We start from the raw sequence: 14,300 nt of genomic DNA, 5'->3' as shown, positions 1-14,300 counted from the left end.
TTCGTCGCCCTGATTCCCAAGGTGTGACATGGTCGCCGCGCGTGAAACGACACTGCAGGAACTCCTCGAAGGCTCGAAGCAATATCAGGTTCCGCTCTACCAACGCACGTACTCGTGGACGAAGCCGCAGCTCGCCCGGTTGTGGGACGACGTCACGCAACTCGCGGCGGATCGGGTCGAGCGGCCGGCACTGACTCATTTCATCGGGTCGCTAGTGCTCGCGCCGAGCCCATCCAACGGGCCGGCCGGAGTGGCTGAGTATCTCGTGGTCGACGGCCAGCAGCGGCTGACGACGCTGTCGATCCTGCTGTGCGCCATCCGTGACCATCGCGCAAAGACCGAGAGCCCCGAGCACCGCGAGCGCATCGACCAGCAGTACCTGACCAACCGCTGGAAGCCCGAGAAGCAGAGGCTGAAGCTGCTGCCCACGCAGGCCGACCGCGACTCCTATCGCGCATGCGTGGACGCAACAGCACATGCCGGGAGCAGCGACCCGATCGGGGTCGCCTATCGCTTCTTCTCGGCGCGACTGATCGACCTCGACGACCCCGACGACCCGGCGGACATCGAACGGATCGAGGACGCGGTTATCGCCGGGCTGTCGCTCGTCTCGGTAACCGCCCAGCAGGGCGACAACGCGCATCGGATCTTCGAGTCACTAAACAACACCGGACTCCGGCTTACACAGGGTGACCTGCTGCGCAACTACCTGTTCATGCGGCTTCCCAATCGCGCAGAAGCGGTGTACCACTCCCTATGGCTGCCACTCCAGCAGACGCTGAAGGCTGCCGATCTCGAAATGCTGTTCTGGCTGGATCTCGTGCAGCGGGATACGCGGATCAAGCAGTCGGAGATTTACACCGGTCAGCAGGCGCGGCTGGACAGGCTGGAGACCGAACAGGAGATTGAGACCGAGGTCGCCCGATTCGCCGACCTCGGCATGCTCTTGGCAACGATCCTGAACCCGTCGCGCGAACGCAACCATCAGGTCCGCCGGCGCCTGCAGCGCCTCAACAGCTGGGGCACGACCACCGTCTATCCCCTGCTGCTGCACCTGTTCGAGCGTCGGGCGCAGGGAACCGCGACGTCCGAACAGATCGCGACCGCGATGCTGTACGTCGAGAGCTTCTTCGTACGCCGGCTGCTCATCGGTCGCGCCACCGCCAACATCAACCGAATCCTGCTGTCGGTCGTGACCGAGATCGACGCGAACCAGCCGGTGGACGAGGCCGTCCGAGTCTTTCTCTCCACCGGCCGGAAGTACTACGCGTCCGATGACGAGATCCGCACCGGGGTAGCAGCGGTGCCCTACTACTTGAACGGGCGCCCGAATCAGCGCTCGCTCGTGCTGCAGTGGCTGGAGGAGTCGTACGGCAGCAAGGAGCCGGTCGACCCGGCGAAAATGACGATCGAGCACGTCCTCCCGCAGACCCCTACCGCAGCCTGGAACGCCGCGCTCCAGGTCGAGCTGTCTCCTGACGAGAACCTCGACGAGGTGTACGAGTCACTCGTGCACACGCTCGGCAACCTCACGCTGACCGGGTACAACTCGGAGTTGAGCAACGGTGACTTCGCCTCGAAGCGCTCGAAGCTGGCCAGCAGCGGCGTCGCGATGAACCAGGAGATCGCAGAACTCGACCATTGGGGTCGCGCTCAGATCCAGGAGCGCGCCGCTCGGCTTGCTGAACGCGTGATCACAATCTGGCCAGGGCCGATGCGTTCACAACCGCAGAGACCATCCTCCACTCGATGGGACCTGCTCGACCGGGCACTCATGGAACTTCCTGCCGGCGCCTGGACGAGCTATGGCGACGTCGCGGCGTTGATCGGCAGCCATGCCGTGCCCGTTGGCGATCGCCTCGCGAACCACGCGGTGCCGAACCCTCACCGGGTTCTGCGGTCCGACGGCACTCTGTCCCCGGGATTCCGGTGGCTGAATCCAGCAGACACCAGCGACCCGATTGCGATGCTCCGCGACGAGGGCGTCACCTTCGACGAGCACGACCGGGCGAACCCGAATCAGCGGATGAGGACGGTCGAGCTTGCACAGCTTCTTGCGATCGAGTCCGATGAGCTGCCTACCCCGTCACCCGCGAAGGACATACAGCGCGAGGAGAAGTTCCTTGCGCATCTGGATGAGTTCCAGCCGCCGGCGATCGTCGACGGAGTGCGCCAGATTCTGTCGCGATGGACCCAGATCGGTGGTCACCTCGCCTATGGCTCGGGCGACGAGGCGTCGTGTTTCCTCAACCTGACGAGCGGAGAGGGGCCCCACCACACCATCTGGCCTGCGACGATCTACCCCAGCGGGCGCTGCGAGGTCGTGTTCCAGCACCTCGCCCGCCGCGTACCGTTCGACAACCCGGCGTTGCGGGAGCAGTTGCGGCAACGGCTCAACACCATCGACGGTATCGACCTACCGGCCGTCAAGATCGAGTTGCGGCCGAGCTTCCCGCTGGCTGTGCTGGGATCGCAGGCGAACAGGGACGCGCTCGTCGAGCACCTGGTGTGGTTCCGCGAAGCGGTCACGGCGTGACGAACCCGATCAGCTCGTCGCCCACCTTCTTCAGCGGCCTGCGCCTGCGTCACCCTGCCCCTTCAATTGGTATCGCGGACTACTACAACTGGACTCAAGCGACGGTTCCGTTGATTTCCGAGTGGCGGCGAGAAGCCACGCACTAACTCCTGGAGAACCAAGGAGACAGATTGCTCACGCCATAAGTAGAGTCGAATCAAACATTACGCGATCTCAGCAGGGTGTCCCAACGGGGCAAGACGCTGCCGCGCCGTCTCGAGCTCGTCGTCGATGAAGAGCGAAGCGAACTGTGGGTCCAACACGAGCGCTTCGACAGTCAGATCCAGGCGATCCTCGCTCCAGAGTCGCACAAATCCGTCACTGACGGTCGGCGACGCAAGGAGGATCCGGACAGCCCCGAGCGCCCCGTGCTGATGCGCCATCTCGCGCAGAACATTCGGCATGTAGCGAAGCTCGGTCTTGCACGTCTCGATCAGTTCGAAAAGCGCGTGATCGAAGGCACCCTCTTCCGGAGTCTCCACGTCGACCGGCTCGGCATAGCCGGTTGCACCGAGCCCAGCCTCGCGTTCTCCGGACGCCACTGCATTGCGCCGATCGACGAAACCCCGCAGAGCGTCAACGGAGGTGAAGACCTCGTAGCCGAGCTCAGCAAGGCGCGGGAGGTCTGCCTCGTCGGGGTCCATCTCCAGCATGACCGGTGAGCCCTGGCCCGGCTGCAGACCGTCCGGCCAGAACGCCTCCGCCACCGCAAGAGGCCGGCCTGTCTCCGGATCCGCGATCTCGGCGTCCAGTGCCGGCTTCGCGTAACCCATACCGACCAGCTCGTCCACCAGCGACCGGATCTGCACTGCGCGGGCGTCGGACTCGTCGTCGTCCGGAGACACGGCGATGGGCTCGAGCCTCGCCCACGGGCGCGTGCCGGCGAGCAGCTCGTCGAGGAACTCGTTTGCCGCCGCAGCGAGCAGCTCGCGCCGGGCGGCGAGAAACTCGCGGTAGTTCTCGATGCGCCACAGGCGCGGGTCGTCCGGGATCCACTGCGAGTGGAGTGCGGCCTGATCGAGCGAGCCCAGGTAGCCGGCCGGATCGAGCCCCGCCAACCCCATCGCCGAGGACGGCGTCAGGAACGCGAAGTTCGCGATGGCGTTGACCTCGGCGCGCGAGTAACCGGCCCTCGACAGCGCCTGCTTCGGGAAGATCTCATGGACCTGCACAGCAGAGGCGTCCAGGCCGAGGGGACGCCCCGTGGCGAGGTCACGGGCGTCGGTCACACGAGCCAACATGTAGTGCAGCGGGTAGGAGCGCGAGCCCTTCCCGACGCCCTCGAAGTCCTGCGCGTCGATGGACAGGTTGCCCTTGCGGGTGCGGGCCAACGCCGCGATGACACCGTCGATCCCGTTCTTGTCGACGGTCTCCAGGTCTTTGGCAAGGAAGGTCTCCGTCGAGCCGGCGAACCGGCCGCGGAGCGCCGCGTGGACGTACCAGTAGAGGGCCTTGTCCGCCTCGGCGCCGTCTATGAACCGGCCGCCGCGGTTGTGCAGGTGGCGCGAGATCACCGGGATCGCGTAGCGCCCCATGAGCACGCGGTCGTGGTCGAGGCCGAGGCGTCCCACCGCGAGATCGGACAGGAAATGATCCACGTGATGCAGCGCCTCGTTGAGCGCGTGCTCGAACTCGGATGCAGTGACATCCTCCAGCGTGGAGAACGGCGCCCGCCCGGTGGCCACCGCGTTGACGTTGCGCAGCAGCCAGTCCGGGGTGAATTGGTAGCCGACGTCGCGCCAGCGATCGAGGTTGCGCCGCATGGTCGGACGGGCGTCACCCCACTCCGAACAGATGCGCGCGAGCGCCAGATCACCCTTGGAGAGCTTCGTACCGCCGGAGTTGACGCGGTTGAAGATGTCGACGACGGTGTCGACGGTCTTGTCCGTGCCGGTGATCGCCTCGATGTGGAAGACACGCTCGAGGATGTTGCGCAGGAGTTGGACCCGGTCGACGTACTCGGCGAATCGTTCCTGCGTGTCGGGATTGGCACTGAGCATTGCGTACGTCGCGTTGGGGCCGTCGACGAACAACGACGTCACGTCGACCCAGCGCGGGTCGTCCTTCATCTTCACGGGGCCGTAGAACTCGAAGGCCTCGGTCTCGACGTTGAACCGCAAGCCGCGGAACGTGTCCGGGTCACCCTCGAAGAACGACGGCGGGCGGCCGCGGACGATTCCGTACAGCGTGGTGACGCGCTGCTGGCCGTCGAGCAGCATCGACTTCGTCCCGGCGGTGACCGCGGAGCCTCCGCGCACCGCCTGCGATCCGGACTCGGTCTCCCACACCAGCAGCGCCCCGACGGGATAGCCCTTGTAGAGCGAGCGCATCAGGCCACGGACCTGGTCGCGGTTCCACACGTACCCGCGCTGGAACTCCGGGAGGAGCATCGACCCCGCGTCGATCTGGTCCAAGATCGTGCTCAACTTCGCCATGCCGTCCCCCTCGTGCGCGCCAAACACAGATCGGTAGTCGATCAGCCGGTGTTACGCGCTGCGGCGGGGCACGAGCGGAGCGCGGTCGTGCCGGGACGACCATGCTCAGGCCGGGATGCGGTCTACCTGAGACGGGAGACCTCTGCTCGTTCCTCCGTCGTCCAGTAGTCGGGCCTGCCGAGCCGCGAGCAGAAGGCCGACCAGCTGATGTGGGCACCCGCCGGCGCCGGAGGCCTCGCCCAGTACGTCACCTGGGTGTTGTAGCTCCAGGCACCGGTGGCGCGGCCGTAGACGGACACGAGCTCGCCCCTCCGTGCCAGCCGCCCGAGGGTCGCGGCGAACCTGACGCTCGACGCGGTCGCCTGACTCGGAGCGATCATCACGTGACCGCGATCGCGCACATGGGCCGCGAACAGGTCTGGATAGGCGAGGCGGAACCGGTACTCGACAACGCCGTATTCGACGAACGGCTCACCGGGCAGAACGGAGCGGAACATCGGATCGAGCAGCTCGTCGGTAACCCCGTCAGCGCTTTCTGACGTCCAACTCGCTGAGCTCAGAGACGTCAGCCAAGAATGCTCACCGTCGCCCGCATGCCCTGCCGCGCAGTGGTACTGGACCATCTTGTCCGGCAGACGCCGGAAGGTGACGTCATCAGCGGTGAAGCAACGGGGACAGGTCACGATCATCGAATACTCCACTCGCCGAGGCTGCTGCCGCGCATCGACTCCTGTGATTCGCAGCGCCCACTGTGGATCGTCGGGCCGTCCATCTCGTTACGCGAACGGGCGCAGATCCGGTCTCAACACGGCGGCGAGATGCGGTCCCGCCTGCCTGGGCGGCGAGTGAGCAGATCACACGGTTGCGCCCCCGCCGGAAGTGGATCACCGCGGCCTCGACGCGGACCGCAAGGCCACCTTCTTGACCATCACTCGATCGATACCTAGCGTAGCTGTCCGGAGTCGGAAAACGCTTACCTAACGCCAGGAGGATCTCTCAGTGCCGAGAAGACCCGCCCTACGTCTCGCCGTCGCGGCGCTGACGCTCGCGCCCGTCCTCGCGGCAGGGCTGATCACCCCGCAGGCCAGCGCCGCGACGCCGCCCCCCGAAGTCCGTCAGATGGAGCACCTCGACCGCGGTGTCGTTGCCGTCAAGGTGGCCGACGGCGTGTACCTGAGCTGGCGCTTCCTCGGCGACGAGCCCGACGACGTCGCCTTCCGCATCCATCGCGACGGGCAGCTGGTCGCGACGGTCACCGACAGCACCAACTGGACGGATCCGGCCGGCACTGCCACGTCCTCCTACGAGGTCGAGGCGGTGGTCGGCGACAGCCCTCTCCCCCGGTCCGCACCGGTGCGGCCGCTGGCGAACCAGGCCATGGACATCCCGCTGCAGCGTCCCGCACCTGCCGTGGTGCCGGTCGCGCAGACGTTCGAGACGACGGTGAGCGGGAAGCAGTTCGAGCCGGTCGACATGAACCTGCTGCGGCGGATCCGGGACGCGCACGCCGTTCCCGCCGGTCTCACCGAGGGCGAGTTCGCGCAGCTCATCGCGCCGCTCCCGGCCTACCTGCAGGAGCCAGGCTGGGCGCCGCGCTCGCCGTTCGCGACGGACGCCACGAAGGTCGAGGGCGACCGCTACCGCATCAGCGACGAGCTCTTCGCCGAGCTGGACGAGACGTTCCGCCGCTACGTCGACAAGCTCGACCGCGGCCCGCGGCTGGACTACGTCCGCAACCCCGACGGCTCACTCGCCACGGCCACCAGCGCCTACACCCAGGCCGAGGCCGTCCCCGGCGACCTGGACGGCGACGGCAGCTACGAGCTCGTCGTGAAGTGGAACCCCGACAACGCCAAGGACTCCTCGCAGTACGGCTACACGGCGCCCACGATCATCGACGCCTACGAGCTCGACGGCAGGCTGCTGTGGCGCGTCGACATGGGCTGGAACATCCGCGCCGGAGCCCACGACACGCAGCTCGTCGTGCAGGACTTCGACGGTGACGGCCGGGCCGAGCTGATCGTCAAGTCCGCGAACGGCACGGCGTCCGGCGGGGTCGACGCCGCCGGGAAGTTCGAGGTTCGCGACGTCGTGGGCGACCCGGCGGCGACCTCGGAGCGGATGGCGGGTTACGTCGCGGGCGGCGACGTCGACACGCTCGAACGGAACTGGGACGCACTCAACACCTACGCCGTCAGCTGGATCCTGCCGGGCGGGAACACGCCGCCGGAGCAGAACGTGCGGCAGTGGGGCAAGGTCTACACCTACGGGCCGATCGGGACGAGCGAGGAGTACCTCACCGCCTTCGACGGCGTGACGGGCCGGATCATCGACACCACCGACTACGCCTTCCCGTACGGGGACCCGAACTGGGGCGTGGCGCCGGTCGACCACCGTGGGGCCAACTTCGAGGCAGCCGTCGCCGACAGCGAGACCGAGCCCGGCGGTCAGGTGCCCCTCGACCCGAAGGACATCCCCGACCCCTACTGGTCGGACCCGGCGACTCGCTGGGGCTACTTCCCGTGGGGCGACCACCAGGGCAACCGGGCCAACCGCTTCCTCGGCGGGGTCGCCTACCTCGACGGGCAGCGGCCCAGCGCGATCATGGCGCGGGGCTACTACGCGCGCAGCACCGTGGCGGCCTACACGCTCGAGGAGGGGAAGCTCCGCCTCGGCCCGACCTTCGACTCCGCCGAGCTGCCCGACCCGGATCTCGGGGAGGAGCGCGGTGTGCACTCGATGATGAGCGCCGACGTCGACCTCGACGGCCGCGACGAGATCGTCTACGGTGCCATGATCCTCGACGACGACCTCACGGTGAAGACCGTCGCCGGCACCTGGTTCCCGTTCCCCGTCCCGGCTCCCGACGTCGACCTGACGGCGGCGATGCACGCCCCGGACGCCGACGACCGGTTCGCCCACCTCGTGCACGGCGACGCGTTCCACGTCGGTGACTTCGACCCCGCCCGGCCGGGACCGGAGGTCTTCATCGTCCAGGAGCAGCCCGCCGACCTGCACACCGTCGACCGCGACGGTGCCGAGGGCCTCGGGTACCGGCCGGGCGCCGCCGTCTACGACCCGATCACGGGCGAGGTGCGCGCCGGCGTCTACACCGGCGGTGACAACGAGAAGGGCGTGGCGGAGAACATCGACCCGAACAGCCCGGGCGCCGAGTACTGGACGCACGGGTACGTCTACAGCGCGGTCACCGGGGAGCGCCTCTACGCCACCGACAACCCCATGAACTTCCTCGTCTACTGGGACGGCGACCTCACCCGCGAGCTGCTCGACGCCGGGACGGTCTCGAAGGCGACCACCACCTACACCGAACGTCCCGCGTCCGTGGGCAGCACCGCCCTGCTCACCGCCGAGGGCGTCGGCTTCAACCGCGACGGCGGGCGCAACAGCCCGCTGCTGTCGGCCGACCTCCTCGGGGACTGGCGGGAGGAGATCGTGTGGAAGGTGGGCGACGACCGGCTGCGGCTCTACACGACGACCATCCCGACGGCGCACAAGCTGCGCACCCTCATGCACGACCCGCAGTACCGCAACCAGGTGGCGTCGCAGAACACCGTCTACAACATGGCTCCGCACCCGAGTTTCTTCCTCGACCCGGACACCGCGGCGCACCCCCTGCCGGTCCGCCGGGACGACATCGACGTGTCGCCCCAGGGCTAGGACCGGGTGGCTGGGCGGCGCCTCGCTTCACCGCCATCAAGGTTCTCGCCCGCGGCGGAACCGGCCTCGTCGGAATCAAGGACCGGGCCGAGTCACCCCACCTCGGTCCCTCGCCCGGTCCTCGTCAGGCCGTTTCGATGGTCGCCGTGATCGGCAGCAACACGGTCAGCCGCGTTCCCGCACCGGACGGGCTGTCGAGCTGGACACGGCCGCCGAGCGCCTCGACGCGGTCCTTGATCCCCAGCAGGCCGGTGCCGCCGCCGACGGCCGCGCCTCCGACGCCGTCGTCGCAAACCGCAACGCGCAGCACAGCGCCTTCCACCTCCACGTCGATGCTGACAGCCGAAGCGCGCGCGTGCTTGGCCGCGTTCGTCAGAGCCTCGGCGACCACGTAGTACGCGCTGACCTCGACGTACTCGGAAAACCGCTGCCCGGCGCGAACGTTCAGCGCCACCGGCACCGCGGAGCGCCGGGCGAGCGCCCGCAGCGCTGGGCGCAGGCCACCGTCGGCCAGCACCGCCGGGTGGATGCCTCGCGCGACCTCGCGCACCTCATCCATCGCGTCGTTGAGCCCGGCCATGGCGCTGTCGAGCTTGGCACGCAGCTCACGCAGTTCGGGCGGAACAGCCACCTGCACCTCCTGCAGCCACAGCGCCAGAGAGACCAGTCGCTGCTGGGCGCCGTCGTGCAGGTCGCGCTCGATGCGCTGGCGGGCCTGGTCGGCGGCGGCGATGATCCGCGCACGCGAGGCGGCCACCTCGGCACGTGCCTCGGCGTTCGCGATCGCGCTCGACACCAGTTCGGCGAACCCGGACAGCCGCGCCTCGGTGTCCGACGGCAGCACGTCATCGCTGATGCATCCCACCAGCAGGACGCCCCACAGTCGGCTCGAGGTGCTGACCGGCACGCCCACCGTCGACTGGAGGCCCCACTCGCGAGTGGCGACCTGGCCGATCGTGCCCGTGGCGTCGGCGCGGTGGGTTCGCGCCGCGCGGCGCGTGCGATGGACCAGGGTGCTCACGTTCTCCCCCCCGAGCGGCAGCCGGGTTCCCACCGGTGTGGGACCGCCCTCCGTGGTAGCCCACACGCCGGCGATCTCGATCATCTCGGGCTCGTCGAACCGGACCAGGCCCGCGAAGTCGACCGCGAGGAGTTGCCCGGCCTCCGCGGCCACAGCGGCGAAGACCGCGTCCGGCGGTGCGGCCTGGGCCACCAGGGTCGCCACCCGGCGCAATGCCGCCTGCTCGTCGGCCATCCGCCGGTACCCCGCGTACAACTGGGCGTTGTCCAGGGAGACCGCGAGCTGCCCGGCGATGAGCCCGACAGCTTCCAGCCGCCCGGTGGTGAAGGCGCCGCGGATGAAGCGATTCTCCAGCAACAGCACCGCCCGCAGCGCGCCGCGGCCGAGGACCGGCACCGCCAGCAGAGAGCAGCAGGTGACGCCGGCGAAGTACGGGTCGCGCGCGAACCGGTCGTCACTGGTGGCGTCGCTCACCGCCAGCGGCTGCTGAGTCCGACCCAGGTAGCGCAGGACCGACACGGGCGCGGTGGGTTCGCGGCCGGCGCCACCGGCCGGTCCGCCGCCACGGCTGCCCGCCGGCGCAGGGAGAACCCAGTCCTTCCGAACCTCGTCCCACAGCACCAGGTGCACGCCGGTGGCACCGGTCATCGCGCTCAGCACCTCCACCACGCGGGCGTGCAGTCGTTCGACGCTCGTCTCGGAGCTCAGGGCCCGCGACGCGGACAGGATGCCGAGCAGGTCGATGGTCCCGGCAGTGACAGCGCCGCGGCGCGGATGGTCCACGGCCTGACCGGCCTCACCGACGCCGATCGTGCCCACTCCAGCCTCGCCGACGGTGGTCTCGCCCACGATGGCGTCGGCCGACGGGCTCAGGCCCGGGTAGGCCCAGTCCATCTGCTCGGCCTTCGCGACGGCACCCCAGGCGAGGTACTGCTCACGGGCCAGGGCGAGGAACTCGTAGCCCTCGTGCTCGAGGCCATGGGCCAGGTAGAAACGGCCCGCGCGCTCCGTGATCAGTGCCCGGTGCCACGGGCGCTGCCGGCCGGCGACCTCCCGCCGGGCGGCGTCGAAAGCGACAGCCGCAGCGCGAAAGTCGCCCACCGTCCACGCGCGCTCGGCCTCGACGAGCCGCAGCAGGTGCAGGAAGTTGTCCGGCGCGTCCGCGGCGCGGGCGCCCAGCCAGCGCAGCACATCGTCCAGCTCGGCCAGCAGGGTGGCGCGCTCGTCTCCCTCGGCGGACCGGGCCTGCCCGGCCAGGCCGAGCCCGTAGAGCGGGTGAGCCAGGGCGCTCATGGAGAGCCCGGTGACGACGGGCAGCAGTCGCACCGCCGCCGCCCCCTGCCGCGCCACCTCAGCCGGGTCGTCGAAGATGGCCGCGGCGATCGCCCGGCACAGGTGGACGTGTATCACCACCAGCGGGTTGCCCGCGTACCGGTCGACGGGAATTACTTCGGCGGCCACCGCTCCGCCCTCACGGCGCAGCACGTCGGCCAGCCACTCGTAGCTCTCCAGCCATTGCGAGGTCTGCCCGGTACCGGTCCGCCGCGCGAAGGCCTGCGCCGCGTGCACCTGAGCCATGCAGGCATCCAGGGTCGGCCCGCAGTCCAGCAGCCCTACGACGGTCTGGTGGTAGGTGTAGCCGGCGTTCGCCAGGTCACCACCCGCGAGCAGCCCCTCGCGGGCGCGCAGACTCTCCTGGATGCTGGTCTCCAGTGGCTCGAACCACGAGTCCAGCAGCGACACGACCAGGCGGGCATGCGAGGTCTCCGGCTCATAGGACCGTGCCTCGCCCAGCGCGAGGATCCGCCGTGCCGCCCGGTACGCCGCGGCGTAGTCGCCTCGCTGAGTGATGGCGTGGAAGGCGGCGTTGGCGGCCGACCCGACCAGGGTGTGGCCTGGTCCGTGCTCGGTCCAGATCCGCAGCGCCTCCTGGCCCACCCAGGAGAACATGGCTTGGTCGCCGACGAAGTAGACCGGCGAGAGCATCGCGCTGAGCAGGCTGCCCGCGGCCAGCAGCGCCGGATCGGTGAGGTCGGCGCGGGCCATGTCATCGGTGGCATCGGTGTGGTCCAGCCACTCGTTCAGCCGGGCGAACTGCTGGTCGAGTGCTGCAGGCATGCATTCAGCGTCGGGAACATCGATGCCGCACTCGCGCAGCGACCTGATCACCAGATCGATGGCCTCGGGGAAATGACCCCGGTCCGTCAGGCCCTTCACCTGCAAAGCGGTCGCGGTCGCGCGGTCCAGCACGGTTGCGGTCAGCGCCTCGAGCGCGCGGTAGTCCTCGTCCGCCTCCTCCATCCGCCCCAAGCTGAACAGCGCGGCGTGATGGATGGTGCGCAACTCGATGAGGGCATCCGTGTTGGTCTGGTCGGCCAGCGCGAGCGCAGCCGTCAGCAGCGCGTGCACCAGCGTGTACTCGCCGATCTGCGTCACCTCGTCGGCGGCGCGTCTCAGCAGCCCGGCGACCGCACGGCGCTCGTCCGCGTCGGTGACCGCGTCCGCAACCGGCAGGTACTGCTCCGCCGCGACCGCGAAGAGGTCCGGCACCACCGCGAGCCGCCGCGCCATGGCGAGATGCAGCACAGCTCGCCGGTCCGGCCCCAGCTCGGTCAGCACGTCCTCCCGGATCCGGTCGTGCCGGAACCGCACCGCCTCCTCGGCCCCGGACTCCATCACCAGGACGCCGTCCCGAAGGGCCGGTTCCAGGATGTCCGGCACGCTGCCCGATACGCCGGCCGCGATTCCGAGCACGCTCAGCTTGGCGCGCCCGCCGAGGCAGGCCATCGCCTCCACCGCCCGCCGGGACTGCTCCGGCATGGCCGCGACCTGAGCTGCCGACGACCCGCCTGCCTCCGCCCGGCTCAGGTGCGCCCGCACAGCCGCCGTCTCCCACCGCCACCCGTCCGACGCGGCGGTCAGTACGCCGTCCCGGCGCAGCGCGTTGAGCAACTCCACGATCTCATAGGGGTTTCCCTGACAGCGCGGCTCGAGCACCGCGCCCAGTTCCGCCGCCGCGTCGGGGGTCACGTGCAGCACTTCACCCACCAAGGCGACGAGGTCGGAGCTGGTGAGGTTGCCCAGCCGCAGGTGCGGCACGGCGGCCTCGCTCCACCGGGACAGCAGGGCGGCCAGCGGGTGCGAGGGGTCGAGGTGGCCTTCCCGGTACGTCCCCACCAGCAGCAGGCCCTCGGACCCCTCACTGCTCAGCACCATGTCCACGAAGCCGAGCGGGACGCCTGCGCCCCACTGCAGGTCGTCGATGAATACCACGAGCGGGCGTCTCCTCGACGCCACCGCGCGCAGCGCCCCCACGGCCACGAGCTGTGCCCGGACCGCCGCGGTCAGCGGGTCACCGAGATCGCCCGGCCCCAGCAGCGTGGCGAACTCCGGCACCACCGTGGCGAGCAGGCCCGCGTTCGCGCCGAGCACCCGGAGCATCCGGACCCGGATCGGGGCCACCTCGTCCTCGGGCTCGGCCAGCAGCAGCCTTCCGAACGCAGTGAAGGCCTGCTGGACCGCGTTGAACTCCTGATCCCTCCGGTACTCGTCGAACTTGCCCGCCACGAACCAGCCGTCATTGGCGGTCACCACCGGCCGCAGCTCGTCGACGAGCGCTGTCTTGCCCACCCCGGCCACGCCGCTGATGAGCACCCCCGCGCACCGTCCCGCCAGCGCGTCCGCGAACGCCTCCTTCAGCGCCGTCACCTGCTCGTCGCGGCCCACCAGCCGTGACGGCGGCAGCAGCCGGATCGGGAAATCACGCTCACCGACCGGCAGATCGGTCTCACGCGACGCCGACAACCGCCCCAGGTCGTAGACGAGGCCATCAGCCGACTGGTACCGGTTGTCCGGTTCCTTCTCCAGCAGGTGCAGGATGATCTTCGACAATTGTTCGGGCACGGCTGGATTGACCTCGGCCGGCGGGGCCGGCAGCCGGGCCAGGTGATCGTGAATGAGCCGCAACGGGTCACCGACGCCGAACGGCGGCTCACCGGTGGCAAGTTCGTACAGGACCGCGCCCAGCGCGTACAGGTCGGCACGCTGGTCCACCGCCCGGCCGGTCCGGCCCGTCTGCTCCGGCGCCAGGTACGCCAGCGTCCCCGGGATCTCGCTGTGATGGATGAACTCCGGGCGGATCTGCGCGAACGAGGCGGCCAGCGCGAAGTCCACCAGGGTGGTGTCCCCGTTCGCCGCGATCACGATGTTGGCGGGGCTGACGTCGCGGTGGACCACCTCGTGGCGGTGCAGGCGCGCCACCGCCCGAGCCACCCGCAGCGCGAGCCCGGCAAGGTCGTCGACGGGCACCGGTTTCTGCAGTTCCGCCAGGATAGTGGCGCCGGCGTCCACCAGCGTGATCGAGCCGGCAAAGCGAGGCTCGTCAGCGAGTTGCGCAACTCCCTCGACACCGCCCAGCCGCTGGAGGATGGCCGTCTCGTGCCGAAGCCGGGCCTCGGCGTCCGGCCCGAGTGGCTCCTTCAGGATGACGGTGCGGCCGGTCCAGGGCAGCCGGGTGATGCGCGTACGGGCACTCTCGCGCACGGTCGCGGCGGCCAGACCCCGGGCTGCGCCCATCCTGTACCTCCACGCC

At 69.3% G+C, this 14,300-nt stretch carries 5 protein-coding genes; 2 read left to right on the top strand and 3 right to left on the bottom strand.

The window, feature by feature from the left end:
* Nucleotides 1–28: 28 nt before the first annotated feature.
* A complete protein-coding gene (locus AC5L35_RS18760) occupies nucleotides 29–2,536 on the top strand; it encodes a GmrSD restriction endonuclease domain-containing protein (RefSeq protein ID WP_495060941.1) in 2,508 nt (835 codons plus the stop codon).
* Between the two features lie 203 nt (nucleotides 2,537–2,739).
* Here AC5L35_RS18760 and AC5L35_RS18755 read toward each other — a convergent pair whose 3' ends face one another.
* Both AC5L35_RS18755 and AC5L35_RS18750 read right to left on the bottom strand, forming a co-directional pair.
* Complete coding sequence (locus tag AC5L35_RS18755) at nucleotides 2,740–5,010, bottom strand: GmrSD restriction endonuclease domain-containing protein (protein ID WP_495060940.1); 2,271 nt, start codon at nucleotides 5,008–5,010, stop codon at nucleotides 2,740–2,742.
* A 122-nt stretch (nucleotides 5,011–5,132) separates the two neighbouring features.
* Nucleotides 5,133–5,711, bottom strand: a complete 579-nt coding sequence (locus tag AC5L35_RS18750) for a hypothetical protein (protein ID WP_495060939.1) — start codon at nucleotides 5,709–5,711, stop codon at nucleotides 5,133–5,135.
* A 298-nt stretch (nucleotides 5,712–6,009) separates the two neighbouring features.
* Between AC5L35_RS18750 and AC5L35_RS18745 the strand changes: the two genes are divergently transcribed.
* The gene (locus AC5L35_RS18745; protein ID WP_495060938.1) at nucleotides 6,010–8,688 is read left to right on the top strand and encodes a rhamnogalacturonan lyase family protein; all 2,679 of its coding nucleotides are present in this window, start codon (nucleotides 6,010–6,012) and stop codon (nucleotides 8,686–8,688) included.
* A 124-nt stretch (nucleotides 8,689–8,812) separates the two neighbouring features.
* Here the strand turns inward: AC5L35_RS18745 and AC5L35_RS18740 are convergent, their stop codons facing one another.
* A complete protein-coding gene (locus tag AC5L35_RS18740) occupies nucleotides 8,813–14,284 on the bottom strand; it encodes an AAA family ATPase (protein ID WP_495060937.1) in 5,472 nt (1,823 codons plus the stop codon).
* Between the last annotated feature and the right edge of the window lie 16 nt (nucleotides 14,285–14,300).

Source organism: Pseudonocardia sp. OZ21 (assembly GCF_059359135.1).
This window is presented reverse-complemented; position numbering and strand designations above follow the sequence as displayed.